Source organism: Micromonospora sp. LA-10 (assembly GCF_051853095.1).
Taxonomy (GTDB): Bacteria; Actinomycetota; Actinomycetes; order Mycobacteriales; family Micromonosporaceae; genus Micromonospora; species Micromonospora echinospora_A.
In genome coordinates this window covers 3,442,756-3,465,132 of sequence record NZ_CP195710.1, presented here as the reverse complement: position 1 = coordinate 3,465,132, position 22,377 = coordinate 3,442,756, and the positions used below count along the sequence as shown (strand labels likewise).

The following is a 22,377-nucleotide window of genomic DNA, read 5'->3' as shown; positions in this document are numbered from 1 at the left end:
GAAGGCGGCTCAGCCGCGTCACCTGGGCATGAGGCGAACGAAGGGCTCCGGGACGTGAACCGGGCCGAGGAAGACGAGTACCGGCAGTTCGTCGCCGCCCGGCTGGAGTCGTTGCGCCGCACCGCGTACCTCCTCTGCCGCGAGTGGCACACCGCCGACGACCTGGTCTCCATCACGATCGGCAAGCTCTACCGGCACTGGCGCCGGGTCCGCGCCGCGGAGAACATCGACGCGTACGTGCGCGGAATGCTCACCAACGCGTGGCTGGACGAGCGGCGGCGGCCCTGGCGGCGCGAGCACAGCACCGACGAGGTGCCGGAGACCGCCGACATGGTCCTGCCGGAGCCCACCCTCGCCGAACGCGACATGCTGCTCGCCCTGCTCGGTCAGCTGCCGCCCCGGCGGCGCGCCGTGCTGGTGCTCCGCTACTACTGCGACCTGTCGGTCGAGGAGACAGCTGACGTCATGGGCATCAGCACCGGCACGGTCAAGAGCCAGTCCGCGCGCGGCCTGGAGGCGTTGCGCCTGCTGCTGGGCGGCATCCCGTCGGCCCGAGGGGAACTGTCATGACGTACCGGCAGTTGTTCGACGACCTGATCGGCGAGCCGCCGGTCTCCACTGTGGACGTGGACCGGGTGATCAGCGGACAGCGCCGGGCCCGGCGGCTGCGGATCGGGGCCGGTACGACGGCGGTCGCCGCGGTGGTGGCGGCAGTGCTGGTCGGCACCACGACGCTCATCGGCAAGCCGCACGCCCAGCCGGCCAAGCCGGCACCGGCCGTCACGACGGTCCCCGGCAGCGATCAGGACCTCGATCGGATCGACGCCGCGGTGATCGCGGCGTTGACCCGCGCGGTGCCGAGCCTGGCCTGGGCGGTGAAGGACGGGCCCGTGATCGACGCCCCCAACTGGGCTTCACAGGCTGTGGGCCAGTCCGGCTCTCCCGGCTACCGAGGGGACGGCAGCTTCCGGGTGGACGGGGTGGATCTGACAGCAGATCTACAGATCACCCGGGACGGCGCGAAGAGCTGGCAGGCCGAGGCAACTCGCGCATGCTCCAAGAACGCCATCGAATGCGGCGAGCAGACGGGTCCGGACGGGGAGAAGATCAGGTACCAGCGGGCAGTCTGGGAGGAGGAGGTGCCGGCGCAGTTCCAGGATCGGATGCCGAGCCGGACAGAGACCGCTGACGCGGCGGCCCTGCGCCGGGACGGCACGTTGCTACGCCTGACCGTGCGGACCGTCACCGCCGAGGACGATCTCCCGATCACCGTCGGGCAGCTGATCCCGGTCGTGGTGGACCGGGCCGTCGCTCTCGCGCCGATGCCGTCCCCCAGCCCGGCGGCCACGTCGGCCGTCACCACTGTCGCGGGCACCGCCGCGGACGCGACACGTCTCGACGCGGCGCTGACCAGCGCCCTGCGCCGGCAGGCATCCGACTTCACCTGGCTGACCAAGTGGGGCGGCGCGAGCAGCCCGACCCCGGTCGGTTTCGAGCCCAAGGGCCGGCTGAGCGTCGACGCACCGGTGCTGTATGCCGCCACGTTCCGGGTCGGGAACCGGGCCGCGCAGGTCACCCTACGGCTGGTGCGCGATGGCGAGGCCGCCTGGTCGCTCGCCCCGCCCTGCCCCACCGCTGCGCTCGCCGCCCGCCACTGCACGGTGACCGAGTTCCCTGGTGGCGAGCGCCTGCGGGCACGGCGGATGCTCACCGGTTTCGGCTCGCGCCCCGACTCGGCGCGGCCGGCGGGAAGCAACAGCTACCTGATCGAGTCGCTCCGCCCGGACGGCACGCTGGTCCGCCTCCGTCTCACGCAGGACAAACCGGCGCTCTCGATGGACCAGACGATCGAGATTGCCCGGGAGCCGTCGCTCGTCCTGGCCCCACGGCCACCGGCGGGAACCGCCACTGCGCAGGCATACGGTCCCCCCAGGTGGGACTACGACGGCGCAGCGTCGGCCGCGGTCACCGCCGCGCTCGACGCCGCCTCGCCGGACGGAATGATCTATCTGCTGCCCTTCCGCGGAGGGGACGACGGGCTGAACGGCGCGACCCTCCTGTCGTACAACTTCCTGGTGCAGCGAGGCGGGCTGGCCGGCGACGGGGAGATCATCGTGGAGCGCCGCGCGGCGCTGGTGCTGAGCTGTGCCACGGTCGGAGCACTCCCGCCTGCGATGCACCGGGGGCACGCGCACGACGGCGAGTGCACCGAGTCGACCCGCCCGGACGGGAACCGGGTCGTCACGATCGTCTCCCGTCCGGCCGGGTCGGTGATCTACAGCGTGTTCGTGCAGCGACCCGACCGCGGCACGGTCGAGGTGGTGATCGACAACCGGCCCAACACCGGCGCCGCCTCGGACATGCCGACGGACGGAGATCTCGGGAGCCGCTGGCCGAAGGGCATTAAGGGCGGCACCACCCCGCCGCTCACCCTGGAGCAGGTCACGGCGCTTGCCGGTCACCCGGATCTGATCAACCTGTTGCCCTGACCGGAGAAGACGGACGCCCCGGGCCGGACCGGTCCGGGGCGTCCGCCACCAGCGGGCCGACCGGTGGCGGCGCGAGCCCGTACGCGAGAATGACGGCCGTGACGACGATCCCGAACGTGCTCGCCAACCGGTACGCCTCGCCCGAACTGGTCGCCCTCTGGTCGCCGGAGGAGAAGGTCCGGATGGAGCGCCGGCTCTGGCTGGCGGTGCTCAAGGCCCAGCGTGATCTCGGCGTGCCGGTGCCGGACGGCGTGGTCGAGGCGTACGAGCGGGTGGTCGACGACGTCGACCTGGCCTCGATCGCGGCGCGGGAGCGGGTCACCCGGCACGACGTGAAGGCCCGGATCGAGGAGTTCAGCGCGCTCGCCGGGCACGAGCACGTGCACAAGGGGATGACCTCCCGGGACCTCACCGAGAACGTCGAGCAGCTCCAGATCCGAGCCTCGCTGGAGCTGATCCGGGACCGGGTGGTCGCCACGCTGGCCCGGCTGGGCTGGCACGCGGGCGAGTACTCGGCGCTGGTGATGACTGGCCGGTCGCACAACGTCGCCGCGCAGGCCACCACGCTCGGCAAGCGCTTCGCGTCCGCCGCGGAGGAGCTGCTGATCGCGTACGAGCGGCTGGAGGACCTGATCGGCCGCTACCCGCTGCGGGGGATCAAGGGGCCGGTGGGCACCGCCGCCGACCAGCTCGACCTGTTCGACGGCGACGCCGAGAAGGTGGCCGAGCTGGAGCGCCGGGTGGCCGGGCACCTGGGCTTCAGCCGGGTGCTGGACAGCGTCGGCCAGGTCTACCCGCGCTCGCTGGACTTCGACGTGCTCTCCGCGCTGGCCCAGGTGGCCGCCGCGCCGTCGTCGCTGGCCACCACGATCCGGCTGATGGTCGGCCAGGAGCTGGTCACCGAGGGCTTCAAGCCGGGCCAGGTCGGGTCCAGCGCCATGCCGCACAAGATGAACACGCGCTCGTCGGAGCGGGTGAACGGCTTCGCGGTGATCATCCGGGGTTACCTGTCGATGGTCGGCGAGCTGGCCGGTGACCAGTGGAACGAGGGTGACGTCTCCTGCTCGGTGGTGCGCCGGGTCGCGCTGCCTGATGCGTTCTTCGCCGCCGACGGGCTGTTCCAGACGTTCCTCACCGTGCTGGACGAGTTCGGCCCGTACCCGGCGGTGATCAACCGGGAGCTGGAGCGCTTCCTGCCGTTCCTGGCCACCACGAAGATCCTGGTGGCAGCCGTACGCCGGGGGGTCGGCCGGGAGGTCGCGCACGAGGTGATCAAGGAGCACGCGGTCGCCGTGGCGCTGGCCATGCGGGAGAAGGGTGCGGCGGAGAACGACCTGTTCGACCGCCTGGCCGCCGACGGCCGGCTGGGCCTGACCAGGGCCGAGATCGACACCCTGGTGGCCGACCGCAACGCCTTCGTGGGCGCCGCCGCCGACCAGGTCAACCGCGTGACCGCGAGGATCACCGGTGTAGTGCAGACCCACCCCCAGGCCGCGACCTACTCCCCGCCCCCCATCCTCTGACCCCCGCCGCTTGCCGACGATCATGAAGTTGGCGGCACTGAGGGAGATCATTCCTGCCGTCAACTTCATGATCGACGCGGCAAGGCAAGAGGGTCAGGGGCCGGTGGGGGTTTCGGCTGCGGAACTCAGGTTGGGGGCGCTCGCGGGTTCGGCGATGCCGCCGGGCGCGGAGGCGATCTCCGGCTCGTGGGCGGTGTCGGCCGCGATCGCCGGCTGGTCCGGCGGCATGACGTCCGGCATCGTGGGCGCGACGATCACCGCCGTGCCGTACGCGCAGATCTCCATCCACATCTCGCCGCAGTCGCGGCTGTCGAAGCGCATGCCGATCACCGCGTTCGCGCCGAGGCGGCGGGCCTCCTCGCCGAGGCGGGCCACCGAGTCGGTACGCCACCGGGTCAGGTTGTCCGGCGCCAGCGGATCGTAGGCGCCACCGCGCAGGTTCTTGACCCCCTCGCGGTACGGGTTGCGGGTCCTCGCCATCGAGGAGACCACTTCGCCGAGGATCTGGCGGATTTCGTAGCCGGGCAGTTGATCCGTGGTCACTACCAGCACGTTTCCGATGCTGTCAGCCCTCGGCCGGGTGGTTCGCGAGCCGTGTTCAGCTGATCGGATGCTGAAAAACGACGCGGCGCGGACGGCCGGGCTGCTCCCGGCCGATCCGCGCCGCATCGGCATCAACCGTCAGACACCGGCCGTCGAGGTGATCCAGGACCGGTTGTACGCGACACTGCCGTAGTTCTGGATGGTGGTGCCGTTGGCGGTGGAGGCGACGCCGACCTGCCGGCCGTTGTAGAACTGCGGGCCGCCCGAGTCGCCCCGCCACGCGTTGCCGTTGACCCGGGTGCTCCGGATCGCCTGGCCGCCGTACGCGTCGGTGACGCTGGTGCTGGTCACCTGGACGGTGGCGGTCTTGAGTTGGGGCGACGCGCCGCAGCCGCTGTAGCAGGTCATGCCCCAGCCGTAGATGGTGTTGGTCGAGCCGACCGGCGGGTTGCTGGTGGCCAGCGACACGGCGGAGGTGCTGACCGTGCTGGACAGGCGCAGCAGGGCCAGGTCGTAGCGGGTGTAGGAGGCGCTCACGGTGCGGGTGACGCCGCCCGAGGCGTAGTAGACGCTGCCGACCCGCACGGACATGGTGCCGCTGACGCAGTGCCGGGCGGTGAGCACCCACTGGGGCGCGATCACGCTGCCGGAGCAGGTGAACGAGCCGTTGCTGAAGACGGCGGCGGCCCACGGGGCGGACGAGACGGTGCCGCCACCGATGATCGGCTGCGGGCCGGCCGGCGCGGCGGTGGCGCCGGAGGCGGTGGCCAGGACGCCGGCCAGCGCGGTGGTCAGCACGGCGAGCAGGGGACGGAGGCGCATGTCGGGGCTCCTTCTGCGCGACGCCCGGGGTTGCCGGGCAGGGGGACACCCGCCGGATGGGGTGAGCCGGCGAGGGACGTCGATCGAGTGCATCGACATCTGACGATGCATGCTACGGGTGTGCCGTGCGGTGTCACAAGAGACGAATCGAACAACGCCGATGGCGTGACGACTGACGCGCGTCGCGCCGACGTGCTGTCGGATACCTGTCCAAGCTGGGGCGTTTCGCGGCAGAATGCCTGCTAGGAGGGGGTGCGGAGGGTCACCCACAGGCACCGAGCGCAACGAATTCGCATCGACGCCGCAACGAACGGGCAACGGTGTCCGGCCGGCGTCGCCGGTCCCGCCGAGCACTGCCGGAAGTGCCCCCGGCCGGTTCGGGCCGGGCGGTATCTGCCAGGTAGGCTGGCTGCGCTCGCCCGATAGTGGGCCGGCACCCAACTGCGTACACAGTCAGGAGTGCCCCGTGCCTCGCGTCGTAGTCGACGTCATGCTCAAGCCCGAGATCCTCGATCCGCAGGGCCAGGCCGTCGCAAACGCGCTGCCCCGGCTCGGCGTCAGTGACGTCGCCTCGGTTCGGATCGGCAGGCGGATCGAGATCGAGTTCACCGGCGAACCGGACCTGGACCGGGCCCGCGAGATCGCCGACAAGCTGCTGGCCAACCCGGTCATCGAGGACTTCACCGTCCGCGTGGTCACCGCCGACGAGACCGCGGGCGCGCAGTCGTGACCGCCCGGGTCGGTGTGGTGACCTTCCCCGGCTCGCTCGACGACGGGGACGCGGCCCGGGCCGTACGGATCGCCGGCGCCGAGGCGGTCCGGCTCTGGCACGGCGACCCGGACCTGCACGGGGTGGACGCCGTCGTCCTGCCCGGCGGCTTCTCCTACGGTGACTACCTGCGCTGCGGCGCCATCGCCCGCTTCGCCCCGGTGATGGAGACGATCGTCCAGGCCGCCCGCGGCGGCCTGCCGGTGCTCGGCATCTGCAACGGCTTCCAGATCCTCTGCGAGGCGCACCTGCTGCCCGGCGCGCTCACCCGCAACCAGCACCTGCACTTCCGCAACCGGGACCAGGTCCTGCGCATCGAGGGCACCGGCACCGCCTGGACCAACGCGTTCCAGCCGGGCCAGGAGGTGCTCGTCCCGGTCAAGAACGGCGAGGGCTGCTACGTCGCCGACTCCGCGACGCTCGACCGGCTGGAGGGCGAGGGCCGCGTCGTCGCCCGCTACGTCGGCGGCAACCCCAACGGATCGCTGCGCGACATCGCCGCGATCACCAACGAGGCCGGCAACGTGGTCGGCATCATGCCGCACCCCGAGCACGCGGTGGAGGCGCTCACCGGCCCGTCCCTGGACGGCCTCGGCTTCTTCACCTCGGTGCTCAAGCACCTGGTGGGAGCGCCGGCGTGATGGTGGCCGTGATCATCGGTCGGCTCATCCGCCGCACCGGCGGCGAGCGCAACAAGGAGACGTCATGACCACCCATCCGGACCCGGCCCTGCGGGAGCCGCAGGGCGGCCCGACCGACGAGTGGGCGCCGGGCGTGGACACCGTCCCCCGGGCCGCCGAGACGCCGGAAGAGCTCCAGCCGTACGCCGAGCTGGGCCTCCGCGACGACGAGTACGACCGGATCCGGCACATCCTCGGCCGCCGGCCGACCCAGGCCGAGCTGGCCATGTACTCGATCATGTGGAGCGAGCACTGCTCCTACAAGTCGAGCAAGGTGCACCTGCGCCAGTTCGGTGAGAAGGCCCCGCCGAGCGACCGGCTGCTCGCCGGCATCGGGGAGAACGCCGGCGTGGTCCAGGTCTCCGACGAGCTGGCGGTGACCTTCAAGGTCGAGTCGCACAACCACCCGAGCTTCGTCGAGCCGTACCAGGGCGCGGCGACCGGCGTCGGCGGCATCGTCCGCGACATCCTCGCCATGGGCGCCCGCCCGGTGGCCGTGATGGACCCGCTGCGCTTCGGCGCGGCCGACCACCCGGACACCGCCCGGGTACTGCCCGGCGTGGTCGCCGGCGTCGGCGGCTACGGCAACTGCCTCGGCCTGCCCAACATCGGCGGCGAGGTCGTCTTCGACCCCTGCTACCAGGGCAACCCCCTGGTCAACGCGCTCTGCCTGGGCGTGCTGCCGGTCGACCGGCTGCAGAAGAAGGACGCCACCGGCCCCGGCAACATCGTGGTGCTGATGGGCGCCAAGACCGGCCGCGACGGCATCGGCGGCGTGTCGGTGCTGGCCAGCGCCACCTTCGACGAGGGCAGCGAGCAGCGCCGCCCGTCCGTGCAGGTCGGCGACCCGTTCATGGAGAAGCTGCTGATCGAGGCGTGCCTGGAGCTGTACGACGCCGAACTGGTCGTCGGCATCCAGGACCTCGGCGGCGCCGGCCTGACCTGCGCCCTCACCGAGACCGCCGCCTCCGCCGGCACCGGCATGCGGGTGTGGCTGGAGCGCGTGCCGCTGCGCGAGCCGTCGATGGAGCCGCACGAGATCCTGGCCAGCGAGTCCCAGGAGCGGATGCTGCTCGTCGTCTCCCCGGACAAGCTCGACGCGGTGCTCAAGACCGCCGAGAAGTGGGGCGTCTGGGCCACCGCCATCGGCGAGGTCACCGCGCCGTCGCCGGACGGCCGGCCGGGCCGCCTGGTCGTCACCTGGCGCGACCAGCTCGTTGTGGACGTGCCGCCGGGCTCGCTCGTCGACGACGGCCCGGTCTACGCCCGCCCGATGCGTGAGCCGGCCGACCTGATCCTGCTCCAGGCCGACCGCGCCGAGACGCTGCCCCGGCCGAACACCCCAGAGGCGCTCCGGGAGACCGTGCTGCGCATGATCGCGTCGCCGAACCTGGCCGACAAGACCTGGGTCACCGAGCAGTACGACCGCTACGTGCTCGGCAACACCGTGCTCGCCCAGCCGGAGGACTCCGGCGTGATCCGGATCGACGAGCGCAGCGGCCTCGGCGTCGCGCTCTCCGTCGACGGCAACGGCCGGTACGCCCGCCTCGACCCGTACCACGGCACGAAGCTGGCGCTGGCCGAGGCGTACCGGAACGTGGCGGTGACCGGCGCGAAGCCGATCGCCGTGACCAACTGCCTCAACTTCGGCTCCCCGGAGGACCCGGGCGTGATGTGGCAGTTCGCCGAGGCCGTGCGCGGCCTGGCGGACGGCTGCCTGGAGCTGGGCATCCCGGTGACCGGTGGCAACGTCAGCTTCTACAACCAGACCGGCGCCGCGGCCATCCACCCGACCCCGGTGGTCGGCGTGCTCGGCGTGCTCGACGACGTGGCGAACCGCGTGCCGATGGGCTTCGTGCCCCGGGCCGCCGGCGACCACGACCAGCTCTTCCTGCTGGGCGAGACGCACGTCGAGCTGTCCGGCTCGGAGTGGGCCTGGGTGACGCACGAGCACCTGGGCGGCATCCCGCCGCAGGTCGACCTGGCTCGCGAGCGTCAGCTCGCCGAGCTGCTGGCCGAGGCGGCCCGCGTCGGGCACCTCAGCTCGGCGCACGACCTCTCCGACGGCGGCCTGGCGCAGAGCCTGGTCGAGTCGGCCCTGCGCCGGGGCGTCGGCGCCCGGGTCGTCGTGCCGGAGCACTTCGCCGGTGGCTCGATGCCGTTCGTCTTCCTGTTCAGCGAGTCCGCCGGCCGCGCGCTGGTGTCGGTGCCGCGCGGGCACGAGAAGGCGTTCACCGCCCTCTGCGCCGAGCGCGGCGTGCCGTGGGAGTTCATCGGCGTCACCGACCCGGCCTCCGGCGCGCTGGAGGTGCACGGCCAGTTCCGGATCGGCCTGGACGAGCTGCGCGAGGCGCACACCGGCACGCTGCCGCGCCTGTTCGGCGCGGCCGAGGCGGCGCGGGTGGAGGTGGCGGCCACCCGTACCGGGACCACCACCGTGCTCCCGGCCACCGCCGAGCAGCCGATCGGCGTGGACCCGGCCGAGGTCGTCTCCGAGCCGATCGCTGAGGGCTCGTCGGCCGAGGCGCCCGCGCCGGCCGCCACCGACGCCGCTCCGGCGGCGTCCGAGGCGGATTCCGACGCACCCGCTGCGGCGGAGCCCGCCGCCGAGGCACGGGACGAGACCGCTCCGGCCGCCGACGCCACCCCGGCGCAGGACGGGTCCGACGGCCCGGCTCCCGGTGAGCCGGCGCCGGACCAGCGCTGAGGCCCTCGCCTTGGCCGTTTTCGCCCAGCCCGGCGCCGGTGCCCGCTTCGACTGGGGACTGACCGGGGCGGCGGAACTCGGCCGAGTCTGCGCCGCCCTGGTGGTGGTGGACGTACTGTCGTTCACCACCGCCGTGGAGGTGGCGGTGAGCCGCGGCATGCGGGTGCACCCGTTCCCGTGGGGCGAGCAGGCCGCCGACTACGCCCGCCGGGTCGGCGCCGTCGCGGCGGTGGGCCGCCGGCGGACGACAGCGGAGCATCCGTGGTCGCTCTCCCCGGCGGCGCTGCGGGCCGCGCCTGCCGTCGCCGACCTGGTGCTGCCGTCGCCGAACGGCTCGGCGATCAGCGCCGCCGCGAGCGCCACCGGCGTGCCGGTGGTCGCGGCCTGCCTGCGCAACGCACGCGCCGTCGGGCACTGGCTCCGCACCCAGGGGTACGGCTCGACCGACGCTCCAGTGGGTGTGGTGGCGGCCGGGGAGCGCTGGCCCGACGGGTCACTGCGGCCGTGCGTGGAGGACCAGCTCGGGGCGGCCTGCGTGCTCGACGCGCTCGCCGGGGTGCCCGGCGGGCTCTCGGTGGAGGCCGCGATGGCGCTGGCCGCGCTCGCCAGCACCCCTGACGTGCCGGCGGCGGTGCGGGGGTGCGTGTCCGGCCGGGAACTCGCCGAGGGCGGCTTCGCCGAGGACGTCGACGTCGCGACCGAGGTCGGCGTCTCCGAGGTCGTGCCGGTGCTCCGCCAGGACTACTTCGCCGCCGCCTGAGTCACAGCTGCCCGCGCGACGGGACGTATCGACAAAACTGTGGCCGCCCGCGAGCGCGGGCGGCCACAGTCGTGCGTGCTGATGCGGGTCAGTCGTCCAGCCAGTCGAGTCGCCGACCGCTGCGGTCGCCCTGCGCGTCCGGGCGAGCGCGACCGGCCTGCGCCGGGTCGTTGGGGTAGGCGTTGTCGTAGCCGCCACCGCGCTGCTGCGGCGGCTCCTGGCCGTAACCACCCTGCTGGCCGTAGCCGCCCTGCGGGGACTGGCCGTAACCGTCGCCGTATCCGGCGCCCTGCTGGCCGTATCCGCCGGCCTGGTGCCCGCCGTCGTACCCGCCACCGGTGTTGCCGTAGCCGCCAGCGGCCGGGCTGTTGTCGTAACCGCCCTGCTGCCGACCGTCGTAGCCACCGGCCGGGTTGTCGTAGCCACCGGCCGGAGCGTCGCCGTATCCGCCCTGCTGACGGCCGGCGTCGTAGCCACCGGCCGGGGCGTCGTACCCGCCAGTGGACGCGCTGTCGTAGCCACCCGCCGGGGCGTCGCCGTATCCACCGGTGGCCCGGCCACCGCCGTAGCCCGCGTCGCCGTAACCGCCGGCCGGGGCGTCACCGTAACCACCGGCGCTGCCGTAGCCACCCGCCGGGGCGTCACCGTAGCCGCCCTGCTGGCGGCCGCTGTCGTAGCCGCCGGTGGGCGCGTCGCCGTAGCCACCCGCCGGGGCGGCGCCGTACCCGCCGCCGGCGCGGTAGCCGTCGCCCTGCTCCGCGCCGCGACCGTACGGGGCCGGGGCGGACTGGTCGTAGCCGCGATCCTGCTCCGGCTGGTAGGTGCTGGTCGGGTACGGGTCGGCCGCCGGCGCGTACTGGGTGCTGTCGCCGGTGTAGCGGCCGGTGGGCTCGTCGAAGCGCTCGTTGCCGTACCCGCCGCCCTGGGCCGCGTATCCGGCCGCCCCGGCCGCAGCGCCGGCGGCGTAGTCCGGGGTGCCGTAGCCGGCCCCGGAGGACGGGCCGTTGCCGTAGCCGCCGCCCGAGGAGGGCGCGGTGCCGTATCCGCCGCCGGAGGCAGGCGCGTCGCCGTAACCGTTGCCGGCGCCGTAGCCGCCCTGACCGGGCGCGTCGTCGCCGTAGCCGTACCCGGCCTGTCCCGCGCCGACGCCGTACGCCGGTCCGGGCGGCGCGCCGTACGGGTCCGGCGGGACGTCGTCCACGACCGGCCGCTGGAGCATGGTGGGGGCCTCGCTGATCGACGGGCCGCCGACCATCGTCGCGCCCGGCCCGGCGCCCATGCCGTTCACCACCCGGGTCTGGTCGTCCGTGCCGTGGTAGGCGCCGCGGGCCGCGGGGATCGCGCCGGCTGCCGCTGCGCCGCCGGGGCCACCCGGACCGACCGGCCCACCGGGGCCGTCGCCGTCACCGTCGTCGCCCTCGTTCTTGCGCCGCATGTAGAGCAGCACGATGGTGCCCACACCGACGGCGACGAACAGGCCGCCGAGCAGGATCAGCAGCCAGGAGCCGAAGCCGCCGGAGTCCTCGTTCGCGGTCGGCTGCTGGGCGGCCGGCGCGTCGGTGGCCGGGGTGTCGGTCGCGTCCTCCTCGAGCGGCTCTTCCGAAGGCGGAGCGGACTCGCTCGCCGACGGGGTGGCGCTCGGGCTCGCCGACGCCCGCAGCTGAATGCTGAGCCGGACGCCGGTCACCGACTGGCCGGCGCTCGCGTTGATCGACCGGGCGACCGGCGTGGCGCCGTCGGTCGAGGCGCCCACCTCGATCCGGCCGGGCGCGATCGGGGCGGACTCGGAGCCGCTGAAGCTGAAGTTGCCGTTGCCGCTGGTGTTGGTACGGCGCTCCTTGCCCGCGCTGTCGCGCAGCATGACGAGGGCGCCTTCGATCGGCTCGCCGTCGGCGTTGACCACCTTGCCGGACACCGTCTTCACGGTCTGCGGCTGCTGCGGCGCGTCCGGACCGCTCACCCTCATGTCGCGCGAGTCGCCGCCCTGGTCGCCGCCGCCTGCACGAGCGGAAACCCGGACCTGCCCGGACTTGTTGTCGCCCGGCGCGAGATTGTCGGCGGTGAGGGTCACGTTGAAGGTCGCCGACTCGCCGCCGCCGATGGAGCGGGCTGGTACACGACAATCGCCCTGGCACTTCAGACCGTCGAAGGTGTCGACGCTGACGCTGAAGACGCTGGGCGAGTCATTGTTGTTCTTGACGGTGAAGCTCATGGGCGTCGACTGACCGCTCGACAGCGAGTCCCTCGACAGGCTGGTGATCTGCACGTCCGGGTTCGCCGCGAGGGCGGGGGTGGCGGGGACGGTGAGCAGGGCGCCGAAGAGCAGCGCTACGACCACACCGGCCCGCTGCTTCCAGGCACGTCGGTGTGTTGACACGTCCACCGCCTTCCGGGTCTGATCTCTCCGCCGGCCACTCGGCCGAGGTTGATCACTCACGGTACGAACAACGCCGTCGGCAACTATGCCTTGTCTGACCGGATCATCTCTACCCAGGGCCGCCGCATGGCGGCCTTCTGCCGGGTCGTATCGTCCCGTCGTGTCCTCTCCGCACGCTTATTCCGAAGCGGTACTCACCGCCCTGGCTGCGCTGGACGAGGGGCGTACGCCCGAACGGCCGGTCCTCCGGGAGGCGGTCCGGACCCTCTTGGCTGACCTCACGGATCGCGCCCCCGGCCGATCGGTGGAGGTGCGCGTCCCACCCTACGGTGCGGTGCAGTGCGTGAGTGGCCCACGACACACCCGGGGTACGCCCCCGAATGTGGTGGAGATGGACGCGCCGACGTGGCTGACGCTCGCCACCGGACGCCTCGAATGGGCGCGGGCGGTCACCGACGGTCGCGTACGGGTGTCGGGGAACCGGGCCGACCTCTCCGCGTACCTCCCTATTTGGTCGGCGGACGGCGACGACGTCCCCTCACCCTGAGCTGGGACTCCGTGACTGTCGGTATCGACTGCTGTTCGCGTACACTGAGAGCCGACGACGGTCCCGGCCCATGCGTGCGGAGCTGACCCCCGGCTCCGCCAGGCCAGTCCAGACCCCACTGCGAGGGAGCGGCAGGTGCCCCGAGGCGATGGCCGGCTGAGCCACGACCTTGACCCCCAGCGACCCGGCCCACAGGACGCGTGCGGCGTCTTCGGCGTCTGGGCGCCAGGGGAAGAGGTCGCAAACCTCACCTACTTCGGGCTGTACGCCCTCCAGCACCGCGGCCAGGAGGCCGCGGGCATCGCGGTCAGCGACGGTTCCGGCGTCGTGGTCTACAAGGACCTCGGCCTGGTCGCCCAGGTGTTCGACGAGCCGACGCTCGCCAGCCTGCGCGGGCACGTCGCGATCGGGCACGCGCGCTACTCGACCACCGGTGGCTCGACCTGGGAGAACGCCCAGCCGACCATCCGCGCCACGACCGCCGGCACCACGATCGCGCTGGCGCACAACGGCAACCTGGTGAACACCGCCGAGCTCCAGCGCGAGGCGGCGGTGCGCGGGCTGGACTCCGACGGCTCGACGAACGACACCTCGCTGGTCACGATGCTGCTGGCCAGCCGGCCCGACCTGTCGGTCGAGGCGGCCGCGCTGGAGGTGCTGCCGCAGCTGCGCGGCGCGTTCAGCTTCGTCTTCATGGACGAGTCGACGCTCTACGCGGCGCGCGACGCGCACGGCGTACGCCCGCTGGTGCTCGGCCGGCTGGAGCGCGGCTGGGTGGTGGCGAGCGAGACCGCCGCGCTGGACATCGTCGGCGCGAGCGTGGTCCGCGAGGTGGAGCCGGGCGAGCTGATCGCCATCGACGAGAACGGGATGCGTTCCAGCCGGTTCGCCTCGCCCGAGCCCAAGGGCTGCCTCTTCGAGTACGTGTACATCGCCCGGCCGGACGCCACCATCGCCGGCCGCAACGTGCACGCCGCGCGGGTGCAGATCGGCCGCCAGCTCGCCAAGGAGCACCCGGTCGAGGCCGATCTGGTGATCCCGGTGCCGGAGTCCGGCACCCCGGCCGCGATCGGCTACGCCGAGGAGTCCGGCATCACCTACGGCCAGGGCCTGATGAAGAACCCGTACGTCGGGCGCACCTTCATCCAGCCCTCGCAGACGCTGCGCGCGCTCGGCGTCCGGCTCAAGCTGAACCCGCTGCGGCAGAACGTGCGCGGCAAGCGCCTGGTGGTGGTGGACGACTCGATCGTGCGGGGCACCACCCAGCGGGCGATCGTCCGGTTGCTGCGCGAGGCGGGCGCCCTGGAGGTCCATGTCCGGATCTCCTCGCCGCCGGTGAGCTGGCCCTGCTTCTACGGCATCGACTTCGCCACGCGGGCCGAACTGCTGGCCAACGGGCTGGACAACGACGGAATCCGGCGCTCGATCGGCGCCGACACGCTCGGGTACGTATCGCTGCCCGGTCTCATCGCCGCGACCGAGCAGCCGAAGAGCCGGCTCTGCCGGGCGTGCTTCGATGGGGAGTACCCGATCGAGCTGCCGGCCGGGAACCTGATCGGCAAGCACGTGCTCGAAGGAGTGGGACGCCGGGTCGCCGCCGAGGCTGCCGGGCCGACCGGTCCGCTCGTCGCCACACCGACCCACCACCCGTAGCACCACCGACGCGGGTCCGGCCGCTCCGGGCTCGCGGGAACCACAAAGGGGAGAACCGTGACGCACGTGTCCGAGCGCAGCGGCGCAGGATCCAGCCCGACGGGCGCCGGCGGCGACCGCCAGCCCTGGTCGGCGGGGTCCGGCCGCACGCAGCGCAAACGCTCGGTCTCGTACGCCGACGCCGGGGTGTCGATCGAGGCGGGCGACCGCGCGGTCGAGCTGCTCAAGTCCAAGGTCAAGCAGACCCGGCGCCCCGAGGTCATGGGTGACCTGGGCGGCTTCGCCGGCCTGTTCCGGCTGGACACCAAGAAGTACAAGAACCCGATCCTGGCCTCCTCGACCGACGGCGTGGGCACCAAGCTGGTGATCGCGCAGCAGCTCGACATCCACGACACGGTCGGCATCGACCTGGTCGCCATGGTCGTCGACGACCTGGTCGCCTGCGGCGCCGAGCCGCTGTTCCTGCTCGACTACATCGCCACCGGCGAGGTCGTGCCGGACAAGGTCGCCGAGATCGGCGCCGGCATCGCGGACGGCTGCCGGTACGCCGGTTGCGCGCTGCTGGGTGGCGAGACCGCCGAGCACCCGGGCGTGCTGCGCCCCGACGAGTACGACATCTCCGCCACCGGCGTGGGCGTGGTGGAGGAGAGCGAGATCCTCCGCCCGGAGCGGGTGGAGGTGGGCGACGTGGTGATCGCCATGCGTTCCTCCGGCCTGCACTCCAACGGCTACTCCCTGGTCCGGCACGTGCTGCTGGGCGCCGGCCGGATGCGGCTGGACGTGGTGATCGACGACTTCGGCCGCCAGCGGACGCTCGGCGAGGAGCTGCTCACCCCGACCAAGATCTACGCGCAGGACTGCCTCAAGCTGATCGCCGAGGCCGAGGTGCGGGCGCTGGCCCACGTCACCGGCGGCGGCATCCCCGGCAACCTGGTCCGGGTGCTGCCCGAGCACGTCGACGCCGTGGTCAACCGCTCCACCTGGAAGCCGCAGCCGATCTTCGACCTGATCCAGTCCAAGGGCCGGATCGAGGACCCGGAGATGGAGGCGACCTTCAACATGGGCGTCGGCATGTTCGCGATCGTCTCCGCCGAGGACGCCGACCGCGCGCTGGCCACCCTGACCGGCCGGGGCGTGGACGCCTGGCAGGCGGGCGAGATCATCGAGGGGTCCGGCAACGTGCAGATGGTCGGGCAGCACACCCGGGGCTGATCACCCTGCGCCGATCGGCCGGGCACCTGATCGGGGGTTCACCCGAGCGGTCGCCGCGGCCTAGCCTGGAGGTTCGGTTTTCAGGCAGGCGGGGGAGGTGCTGATGGCTGCGCGCACGCCCGAAGGGATGCGGGGCATCGCCGCCGTCCCGTCGTACGTCGTGATGCAGCCGACGACGCTGTGCAACCTCGACTGTGCCTACTGCTACCTGCCGCTGCGGGCCGCCGACAGGCGCATGCCGGTGGCTGTCGCCGAGGCGGTGGCGGCGTCGGTGAACCCGTGGGCGGAGGGCGGCCGCTTCTCCGTGGTCTGGCACGGCGGCGAGCCGCTCGCCGCCGGCCGGGAGCATCTGGCCGCCCTGCTGGCGCCGTTCGGGCCGGACGTCGAGCACCACGTACAGACCAACGCCACGCTCGTGGACGACGCCTGGTGCGCGTTCTTCGCCGAGCACCGGGTGCGGGTCAGCGTCAGCGTGGACGGGCCGCGGGCCCGCAACGCCGAGCGGGTCACCCGGGGCGGACGGCCGGCGTACGACCGGATCGTGGCCGGCGTGGCGGCGCTGCGCCGCCACGGCGTGCCGTTCTCGGCGCTGGCGGTGGTGTCGCGGCCGGAGCCGGGCCTGGCGACCGAGCTGTACGACTACTTCCTCGACCTGGGCTGCGACGTGCTCGGTGTGAACATCGAGGAGACCGAGGGCGTCAACACCCGGACGAACGCCCGGGACGCGGGCGCGGTCACCGGGTTCTGGGCGGAGCTGGTGGCGGCGTGGCGCCGCGATCCCCGGATCCACCTGCGCGAGGTGGAGTGGTCGCTGCGGTACGCGGGCGCGGTGCTGGCCGGCACCGCCGACGACCTGCTGCCCCGCCGTCTGGACCCGATTCCGACGGTCGGGCACGACGGTTCGGTGGTGGTGCTCTCGCCGGAGCTGGCCGGCTTCACGGACCCGCACTACGGCGACTTCACCAGCGGGAACGTGCTCAGCACCCCGCTGGGCGAGATCCTGGCCGGCGCGGCCGGCACACCCTGGGTGGGGGAGTTCCTCACCGGCGTGGAGGCGTGCCGCACGTCCTGCGCGTACTTCGGCTTCTGTGGCGGTGGGCACGCCGCCAACCGCTACTTCGAGCTGGGGCGTTTCGACGGTACGGAGACCGAGCACTGCCGGAACAGCAAGATCCGCCTACTGGAGGGAGTGTTGGAGCATGCCCGAGACCATCAGTGACACCGACCGGGGGGCCGTGGCCGACCGGGTGCGGGACGCCGCTGCGGGGCTTACCGCTCTGCTCCGTGAGGCGGAGGCGGCGCGGCTGCTGCGGGCGGAGGTGTCGGGCGGCGACGGCGCCAACGCGGTCTGCGCGTGGAACCACTTCGAGAACATCCCGACGTTCTACAACTGGAACAACCGGCCACGCTGAAGGGACGGTTCCGCGATCAGGGACCTGTCGGCGAGTCGGGGCGGCACCCCGGCACGGCAGGTCCCTGATCGTCGGTCGCACGCCGGCTCAGCAGAGCACATGCGTGAGCACGCGGGGGGTTACCGCGTGCTCAGATGTGACCGGAGGTCAGCGGGTCGGACGAGCCCAGGTGTCCGGGTCGTCGTCCGCATGGTCCTCGTCATCGTCGTCGACATACTCTTTGTAGTCGTCGTCGAAGTTGTGCTCAGACTTTCCACTCCCCGCCAGTTCGCGCTGCAAGGCGGTTAGGTCGGTGTTCGGGGAGTGGTACTTCAACTCCCGGGCCACCTTCGTCTGCTTGGCCTTAGCACGGCCGCGCCCCATGGCTCGACCCCCTCGCACAGAATGCGGGGCAGCCCGAAGGCGGGCCCCGATGACGTCAGGCATCTCTCGTGGCTCTTACGGTACATGGGGATGCCATCGTTCGGCACCTCGGGTCACCGTCGACCGGACCTGCGCGTCGCGGTGGTCCAGCCGTCACCAAGTGTACCCGGTAAGGGGTAAGGTCCGGGGCTGGCCGTGACAGCGGACAAATCGGTAGAAATTAGCCCGAGCGCCAGCGTACCGCTCGGGTCCCCCGGGGGCGGAGTCGTCGTTCGCCCCCGGGGGGGTGAGCTTCACCGCAGATGGATCGCGCGCAGCCGGCCGACCTCGGCCATCCGCCGCTCGGCGAGCCGGTCCGCGGCCACCGCCGGAGGCACGCCCTCGTCGTCGGCCAGCTGGAGGATCTGCCGGGTGGTGTCGAAGATCCGGGTGGCCCGCAGCTTGGCGCGCTCGAAGTTGAAGCCCTCGATCTCGTCCGCCACCTGGATCACGCCGCCCGCGTTCACCACGTAGTCCGGGGTGTAGAGAATGCCCCGGTCGGCGAGCACCTTCTCGATCCCCGAGTGGGCGAGCTGGTTGTTCGCCGCCCCGGTGACCACCTTCGCCCGCAGCACCGGCACGGTCTCGTCGTTCAGCGCGCCGCCGAGCGCGCACGGGGCGTACACGTCGATGTCGGAGGCGACGAGCGCCGCGGTGTCGTCGACCAGGGTGACCTGCGGGTGGGTGGTGCGCGCCCACTCCAGGGCGCGCGGGCTCACATCGGTCGCCACCACCTCGGCGCCGTCGTCGAGCAGGTGGGCGGTGAGGTACTTGCCGACCTTGCCCAGCCCGGCCACGCCGACCCGCCGGCCGGCCAGCGTCGGGCTGCCCCAGACGTGCTCGGCGGCGGCCCGCATGCCCTGGAACACGCCCCACGCGGTGAGGATCGAGGAGTCGCCGGCGCCGCCGTGCTCCACGCTGCGGCCGGTGACGTACCGGGTCTCGCGCGCGATCACGTCCATGTCCGCGACGTACGTGCCGACGTCGCAGGCGGTGTAGTAGCGGCCGTTGAGCGACTCGACGAAGCGGCCGTACGCGCGCAGCAGCGCCTCGCTCTTGATCTGCTCGGGGTCGCCCCAGATGACCGCCTTGCCGCCACCGAGGTCGAGGTTCGCCAGGGCGTTCTTGTACGCCATCCCGCGCGAGAGGTCGAGCACGTCGGCGAGGGCGTCCTCCTCCGTCGCGTACGGGTAGAACCGGGTGCCGCCGAGCGCGGGGCCCAGCGCGGTGGAGTAGATCCCGATGATCGCCTTCAGGCCGGACTGCTTGTCCTGGCAGAACACGACCTGCTCATGCCCCGTGGAAACGGGGTCGTCGGTACTGGCGAATACGCCCATGGCTGACTCCTGTGTCGGTGAGCGCCCTTGTGGGGAGCGGAACCTGGTGGCACGCCGGCGGGATGGTGCCGGTGTCTCTGAGCCTAATATCGGCCCGAACCGTACTGTCGCGCACGTCACGCCACGGGGTTACGGGCGGCGACGGGCGGTCCCGTCTCGTGGGAGGATCGCGCCGTGCCGTCGCTCTTCGCTTCATACCTGCGCGTGTACGAGCCGTTGACCGCCTTCGACCGGGACCGGCAGTCGTACTGGCGCCGGTACGTCAGCGAAGGCCGGGCTATCGCCCCGCTGGAAGGGCCGGTCCGACAACGGACCGCGGTGATCGAGGCGCTGGGCGCGGGCTGGACCCGGCTGCCCGACCTACCCGACGAGGCGTACGTCCTGGAGTCGGACGACTCGCTGCTGGTCTGCCCCTGGAACCTGCGTATCCGGGTCGCCGAGGCGGCGCTGAGCGCCCGCGACGGCGTGCCCTCGGTGCTGGCCGACGCGTTCGTGCCGCCGGTGCTCGCCGGGCAGGCCAAGGCCGTGGTGGAGGACTGGCGCAGCGGCGCCCGGGTGCTGGAGCACGGCGTGCCCCGGGTGCACGAGCAGATCGCCACCTGGGGTGTGCCGCTGCGCTGGTTCGTGCTGTTCGAAGCCGGCGAGCGGCACCTGGTCACCGAGCCGGAGCGGCGCGCGCTGCGCTACCGCACCGAGATCTCCAAGGCGCGCCGCCGGGCGTCGCGGGCGCTGTCGGTGCTGCGCAAGTCGATCGGCGAGGCGCCGATCACCGAGGCGGTCGAGGAGGCCGCCCGGTGGCTGGAGGAGTTCCACCCGCGGTCGGTGGTCGAGCTGGACTACGGCGGCCTGGTGCAACTGCTGCCGGACGAGACGCTCGAGGCCGACGACTCGACCGAGCTGGTGGCCACCGGACTGTCCGGACTGGGCCGGGGCGAGGCGGAGGAGGCGTCCGCCGCGTACGACAAGCTGGTCGCCCGCTGGCGCGCGGTGCAGCTGCTGGAGCGCTGCAACTGACGCCCGGTTTGCCCCTATAAGTGGCCTTAGACACGAGAGTGTCTCGTAGTTGATGCATCACGAACCGTGATCATGAGTCCGAATAAGGTACTTTCTGCGGCATAAAAGTCGTAAAAATCGGGCATGCTTCATCCGTCCGTCTAGGGACCTTCAGCCGTTCGGCCCATGTCGGACATCGGGGACTAGCCGGACCATGGGAGACGCGTCGGCCGGCGGGACCCCGGCCGATGTCTATACATGTGGAGGAGTGACCCCGATGGCATCGCGAACGCACGAACCTGAGCCGCTACTCACACCGGCCGAGGTGGCGTCGATGTTCCGTGTCGACCCGAAAACGGTGACCCGGTGGGCCAAGGCTGGCAAGCTCAGCGCCATCCGGACCCTTGGCGGCCACCGCCGCTACCGTGAGTCAGAGGTTCGGGCCCTGCTGCAGGGGCAGATCCCCCAGCAGCGCCAGGGAGACTGACGAACCGGCGTTCTCCGGCGTTCCGATCAGGGGCGGTGCCATCGCGGCGCCGCCCTTAATCGCGTCCGGGCTCAGTCGCGCTCCGGACCGTCCAGCACGATCCGCAGCCCCACAGTGCCACCCTCGCCCCGACGCAGCCGGCTGCCCAGCAGGCTCAGCCGCCCGATCAGCCGGTACTTCTGCTTGAGCAGGCCCCGCACCCGACGGGTGCTGTCCGGGCCGGCGATCGTCGCGTGCCCCGGCACCGCCTCGCCGTGCGGCCGCCCGCGCACGTCGCACGGCGCCACTGTCACCCGGCCGTCGCGCCGGATCCGCTTCACCTTGCCGGAGTCGGACACCGTCCACACCGCAAGCGAGTCACCGTCGCGTACCGCCCACACCGGTGTCGCCACCGCCCGGCCGTCCTTGCGGAACGTGGTGAGCAGGACGTACTTCTCCGCCGCCAGGCGGTCCAGGTCGGTCACGCCGCCCAGGATACGGCTGCGACAGCCCGACGGAGCACGGATAGCGTGCTCACATGACCGGGGAACCCGAGATCGGCGACGTGTTCGGCGAGATGATCCGCGACGCGTACGCCGTCGCCACCGGCATCGGACCCCGGCCGATGGCCGGTGGACGCCTGCCCCGGCCGGTCATCGAGATCATCGAGCGGGACGACGGGCTGATCAACGGCGCGCCCGCCGGGCACTACCTCGACCCGCCGCAGCTGTGGCAGCCGCACGACCACCGGGCGGTCGACCGGGTACACGGGCACGTGCTCGACGTCGGCGTCGGCGCCGGACGGATCGCGCTGGAACTCCAGGAGCGCGGCGTGCCCGTCACCGGCCTGGACACCTCGCTGGGCGCGCTGCGGGTCAGCCGGCACCGAGGCGTACGCGACCTCGTCCACGGCACCGTCGACGAGCACGCCGCCGACGGACCGCGCTACGACACGTTCCTGCTGCTCGGCAACAACCTCGGACTGTTCGAAGGGCGGGAACGGGCGCCAGCGATGCTCGCCGCGCTCGCCGCCCTGGCCCGCCCCGGCGCCCGGGTCATCGCCCACGGCACCGACCCGTACGGCACCACCGACCCGGCGCACACCGGCTACCACGAGCGCAACCGGCAACGGGGCCGCCTGGGCGGGCAACTGCGGCTGCGGCTGCGCTACCGCCTGCTCGGCACCGGGTGGTTCGACTACCTGGTCTGCTCGCCCGAGGAGTTCGCCGAGCTGGTCCACGGCTCACCGTGGCGACTGACCGACGTGGACGACACCGACCATCCCTACTACCTCGCCACCCTGACGCTGCGGCGTTAGGAAGGGCCCCTTTCAAACGCCCAGGCGTTAACAAGGGGCCCTTCCTTACACGCTCAGACCTGGACGGTGGGGGTGGTCTCCTCCGGGGGCAGGCCGCCGTCGCCGTCGACCACCTCGTCCGGCGTGCCGTCCTCGTCGATGTCCACCATGGTGATGTCCACCTTGCCGTCACCGTCGGTGTCGAACTGGAACAGGTCAGCCTTGCCGTCGCCGTCGGTGTCCACCACCCACACGTCGGTCTTGCCGTCGTTGTTGGTGTCCGCGCGGAGCAGGTCCACCCGCTCGTCGCCGCGGGTCTCGACCGTCTCGGTGTTCTCCGCGCTCTCCGGTGCCTGGCTCATCTCGTTCCTTCCTTCGGCGTTGACGG

Annotated in this window: 22 protein-coding genes; 15 read left to right on the top strand and 7 right to left on the bottom strand. The window is 72.3% G+C overall.

Annotated elements, in window-relative coordinates; genetic code table 11:
- Positions 1–54: 54 nt before the first annotated feature.
- The 3 genes from ACSDG8_RS16390 to purB all read left to right on the top strand — a co-directional run bounded on the left by ACSDG8_RS16390 (position 55) and on the right by purB (position 4,012).
- The gene (locus ACSDG8_RS16390; RefSeq protein WP_439427026.1) at positions 55–570 is read left to right on the top strand and encodes a SigE family RNA polymerase sigma factor; all 516 of its coding nucleotides are present in this window, start codon (positions 55–57) and stop codon (positions 568–570) included.
- A complete protein-coding gene (locus ACSDG8_RS16385) occupies positions 567–2,489 on the top strand; it encodes a hypothetical protein (protein ID WP_210892474.1) in 1,923 nt (640 codons plus the stop codon). The genes ACSDG8_RS16390 and ACSDG8_RS16385 overlap by 4 nt, the downstream gene beginning before the upstream one ends.
- Before the next feature lie 98 nt (positions 2,490–2,587).
- Complete coding sequence (purB, locus tag ACSDG8_RS16380) at positions 2,588–4,012, top strand: adenylosuccinate lyase (protein ID WP_210892476.1); 1,425 nt, start codon at positions 2,588–2,590, stop codon at positions 4,010–4,012.
- Positions 4,013–4,105: 93 nt separating this feature from the next.
- Here the strand turns inward: purB and ACSDG8_RS16375 are convergent, their stop codons facing one another.
- Complete coding sequence (locus ACSDG8_RS16375; protein WP_210892478.1) at positions 4,106–4,681, bottom strand: YbjQ family protein; 576 nt, start codon at positions 4,679–4,681, stop codon at positions 4,106–4,108.
- 12 nt (positions 4,682–4,693) lie between these two features.
- The gene (locus tag ACSDG8_RS16370) at positions 4,694–5,377 is read right to left on the bottom strand and encodes a S1 family peptidase (RefSeq protein ID WP_210892480.1); all 684 of its coding nucleotides are present in this window, start codon (positions 5,375–5,377) and stop codon (positions 4,694–4,696) included.
- A 466-nt stretch (positions 5,378–5,843) separates the two neighbouring features.
- Between ACSDG8_RS16370 and purS the strand changes: the two genes are divergently transcribed.
- The 4 genes from purS to ACSDG8_RS16350 all read left to right on the top strand — a co-directional run bounded on the left by purS (position 5,844) and on the right by ACSDG8_RS16350 (position 10,293).
- Positions 5,844–6,107 (top strand): phosphoribosylformylglycinamidine synthase subunit PurS, encoded by a 264-nt coding sequence (purS, locus tag ACSDG8_RS16365; RefSeq protein ID WP_013473439.1) that lies wholly within the window; start codon positions 5,844–5,846, stop codon positions 6,105–6,107.
- Positions 6,104–6,787, top strand: a complete 684-nt coding sequence (gene purQ / locus ACSDG8_RS16360; protein ID WP_073826750.1) for a phosphoribosylformylglycinamidine synthase subunit PurQ — start codon at positions 6,104–6,106, stop codon at positions 6,785–6,787. Before purS ends, purQ begins: the two co-directional genes overlap by 4 nt.
- A gap of 64 nt (positions 6,788–6,851) precedes the next feature.
- A complete protein-coding gene (purL, locus tag ACSDG8_RS16355; protein WP_210942622.1) occupies positions 6,852–9,533 on the top strand; it encodes a phosphoribosylformylglycinamidine synthase subunit PurL in 2,682 nt (893 codons plus the stop codon).
- A 10-nt stretch (positions 9,534–9,543) separates the two neighbouring features.
- Positions 9,544–10,293 (top strand): 2-phosphosulfolactate phosphatase, encoded by a 750-nt coding sequence (locus tag ACSDG8_RS16350; protein WP_210892483.1) that lies wholly within the window; start codon positions 9,544–9,546, stop codon positions 10,291–10,293.
- 88 nt (positions 10,294–10,381) lie between these two features.
- Here the strand turns inward: ACSDG8_RS16350 and ACSDG8_RS16345 are convergent, their stop codons facing one another.
- On the bottom strand, positions 10,382–12,670 hold the full coding sequence (locus tag ACSDG8_RS16345; protein WP_210892485.1) for a carboxypeptidase-like regulatory domain-containing protein: 2,289 nt from the start codon (positions 12,668–12,670) through the stop codon (positions 10,382–10,384).
- Between the two features lie 160 nt (positions 12,671–12,830).
- Here ACSDG8_RS16345 and ACSDG8_RS16340 point away from each other — a divergent pair, with 160 nt between their 5' ends.
- The 5 genes from ACSDG8_RS16340 to amcA all read left to right on the top strand — a co-directional run bounded on the left by ACSDG8_RS16340 (position 12,831) and on the right by amcA (position 17,494).
- Positions 12,831–13,217, top strand: a complete 387-nt coding sequence (locus tag ACSDG8_RS16340; RefSeq protein ID WP_307856140.1) for a sterol carrier family protein — start codon at positions 12,831–12,833, stop codon at positions 13,215–13,217.
- A gap of 135 nt (positions 13,218–13,352) precedes the next feature.
- Positions 13,353–14,870, top strand: a complete 1,518-nt coding sequence (gene purF / locus ACSDG8_RS16335) for an amidophosphoribosyltransferase (protein ID WP_210892489.1) — start codon at positions 13,353–13,355, stop codon at positions 14,868–14,870.
- Between the two features lie 57 nt (positions 14,871–14,927).
- The gene (purM, locus tag ACSDG8_RS16330; protein ID WP_210942621.1) at positions 14,928–16,082 is read left to right on the top strand and encodes a phosphoribosylformylglycinamidine cyclo-ligase; all 1,155 of its coding nucleotides are present in this window, start codon (positions 14,928–14,930) and stop codon (positions 16,080–16,082) included.
- A 127-nt stretch (positions 16,083–16,209) separates the two neighbouring features.
- On the top strand, positions 16,210–17,301 hold the full coding sequence (amcB, locus tag ACSDG8_RS16325) for a cyclophane-forming radical SAM peptide maturase AmcB (protein ID WP_210892961.1): 1,092 nt from the start codon (positions 16,210–16,212) through the stop codon (positions 17,299–17,301).
- Positions 17,282–17,494 (top strand): multiple cyclophane-containing RiPP AmcA, encoded by a 213-nt coding sequence (gene amcA / locus ACSDG8_RS16320; RefSeq protein ID WP_030500600.1) that lies wholly within the window; start codon positions 17,282–17,284, stop codon positions 17,492–17,494. Before amcB ends, amcA begins: the two co-directional genes overlap by 20 nt.
- 147 nt (positions 17,495–17,641) lie before the next feature.
- Here amcA and ACSDG8_RS16315 read toward each other — a convergent pair whose 3' ends face one another.
- Both ACSDG8_RS16315 and ACSDG8_RS16310 read right to left on the bottom strand, forming a co-directional pair.
- Positions 17,642–17,857, bottom strand: coding sequence for a DUF3073 domain-containing protein (locus tag ACSDG8_RS16315; protein WP_013283429.1), 216 nt, complete (start codon positions 17,855–17,857; stop codon positions 17,642–17,644).
- A gap of 293 nt (positions 17,858–18,150) precedes the next feature.
- Entirely contained in the window at positions 18,151–19,233 is a 1,083-nt protein-coding gene (locus ACSDG8_RS16310; protein ID WP_174532890.1) for a Glu/Leu/Phe/Val family dehydrogenase, read from the bottom strand.
- Between the two features lie 174 nt (positions 19,234–19,407).
- Between ACSDG8_RS16310 and ACSDG8_RS16305 the strand changes: the two genes are divergently transcribed.
- Both ACSDG8_RS16305 and ACSDG8_RS16300 read left to right on the top strand, forming a co-directional pair.
- The gene (locus tag ACSDG8_RS16305; RefSeq protein ID WP_210892493.1) at positions 19,408–20,247 is read left to right on the top strand and encodes a hypothetical protein; all 840 of its coding nucleotides are present in this window, start codon (positions 19,408–19,410) and stop codon (positions 20,245–20,247) included.
- A 256-nt stretch (positions 20,248–20,503) separates the two neighbouring features.
- Positions 20,504–20,713: a BldC family transcriptional regulator gene (locus ACSDG8_RS16300; protein WP_007073996.1), complete on the top strand. Its 210-nt coding sequence runs from the start codon at positions 20,504–20,506 to the stop codon at positions 20,711–20,713.
- A 71-nt stretch (positions 20,714–20,784) separates the two neighbouring features.
- Here the strand turns inward: ACSDG8_RS16300 and ACSDG8_RS16295 are convergent, their stop codons facing one another.
- Positions 20,785–21,177, bottom strand: coding sequence for a PPOX class F420-dependent oxidoreductase (locus ACSDG8_RS16295; RefSeq protein WP_210892495.1), 393 nt, complete (start codon positions 21,175–21,177; stop codon positions 20,785–20,787).
- Between the two features lie 53 nt (positions 21,178–21,230).
- On the opposite strand from ACSDG8_RS16295, the gene ACSDG8_RS16290 reads away from it, so the two are divergent.
- Positions 21,231–22,010, top strand: a complete 780-nt coding sequence (locus ACSDG8_RS16290; RefSeq protein WP_210892497.1) for a class I SAM-dependent methyltransferase — start codon at positions 21,231–21,233, stop codon at positions 22,008–22,010.
- Positions 22,011–22,063: 53 nt separating this feature from the next.
- Here the strand turns inward: ACSDG8_RS16290 and ACSDG8_RS16285 are convergent, their stop codons facing one another.
- Positions 22,064–22,351 carry a hypothetical protein gene (locus tag ACSDG8_RS16285; RefSeq protein WP_210892499.1) on the bottom strand — a complete coding sequence of 96 codons (288 nt, stop codon included), beginning with the start codon at positions 22,349–22,351 and terminating at the stop codon, positions 22,064–22,066.
- Positions 22,352–22,377: the final 26 nt, after the last annotated feature.

What these genes read in the sequence shown, in the direction of transcription:
- ACSDG8_RS16385 (WP_210892474.1), top strand. Translation starts at nt 567, where the DNA reads ATGACGTACCGGCAGTTGTTCGACGACCTGATCGGCGAGCCGCCGGTC.
- ACSDG8_RS16375 (WP_210892478.1), bottom strand. Translation starts at nt 4,681, where the DNA reads ATGCGGCGCGGATCGGCCGGGAGCAGCCCGGCCGTCCGCGCCGCGTCG.
- ACSDG8_RS16370 (WP_210892480.1), bottom strand. Translation starts at nt 5,377, where the DNA reads ATGCGCCTCCGTCCCCTGCTCGCCGTGCTGACCACCGCGCTGGCCGGC.
- purL (WP_210942622.1), top strand. Translation starts at nt 6,852, where the DNA reads ATGACCACCCATCCGGACCCGGCCCTGCGGGAGCCGCAGGGCGGCCCG.
- amcB (WP_210892961.1), top strand. Translation starts at nt 16,210, where the DNA reads ATGCGGGGCATCGCCGCCGTCCCGTCGTACGTCGTGATGCAGCCGACG.
- amcA (WP_030500600.1), top strand. Translation starts at nt 17,282, where the DNA reads ATGCCCGAGACCATCAGTGACACCGACCGGGGGGCCGTGGCCGACCGG.
- ACSDG8_RS16315 (WP_013283429.1), bottom strand. Translation starts at nt 17,857, where the DNA reads ATGGGGCGCGGCCGTGCTAAGGCCAAGCAGACGAAGGTGGCCCGGGAG.
- ACSDG8_RS16310 (WP_174532890.1), bottom strand. Translation starts at nt 19,233, where the DNA reads ATGGGCGTATTCGCCAGTACCGACGACCCCGTTTCCACGGGGCATGAG.
- ACSDG8_RS16300 (WP_007073996.1), top strand. Translation starts at nt 20,504, where the DNA reads ATGGCATCGCGAACGCACGAACCTGAGCCGCTACTCACACCGGCCGAG.
- ACSDG8_RS16290 (WP_210892497.1), top strand. Translation starts at nt 21,231, where the DNA reads ATGACCGGGGAACCCGAGATCGGCGACGTGTTCGGCGAGATGATCCGC.
- ACSDG8_RS16285 (WP_210892499.1), bottom strand. Translation starts at nt 22,351, where the DNA reads ATGAGCCAGGCACCGGAGAGCGCGGAGAACACCGAGACGGTCGAGACC.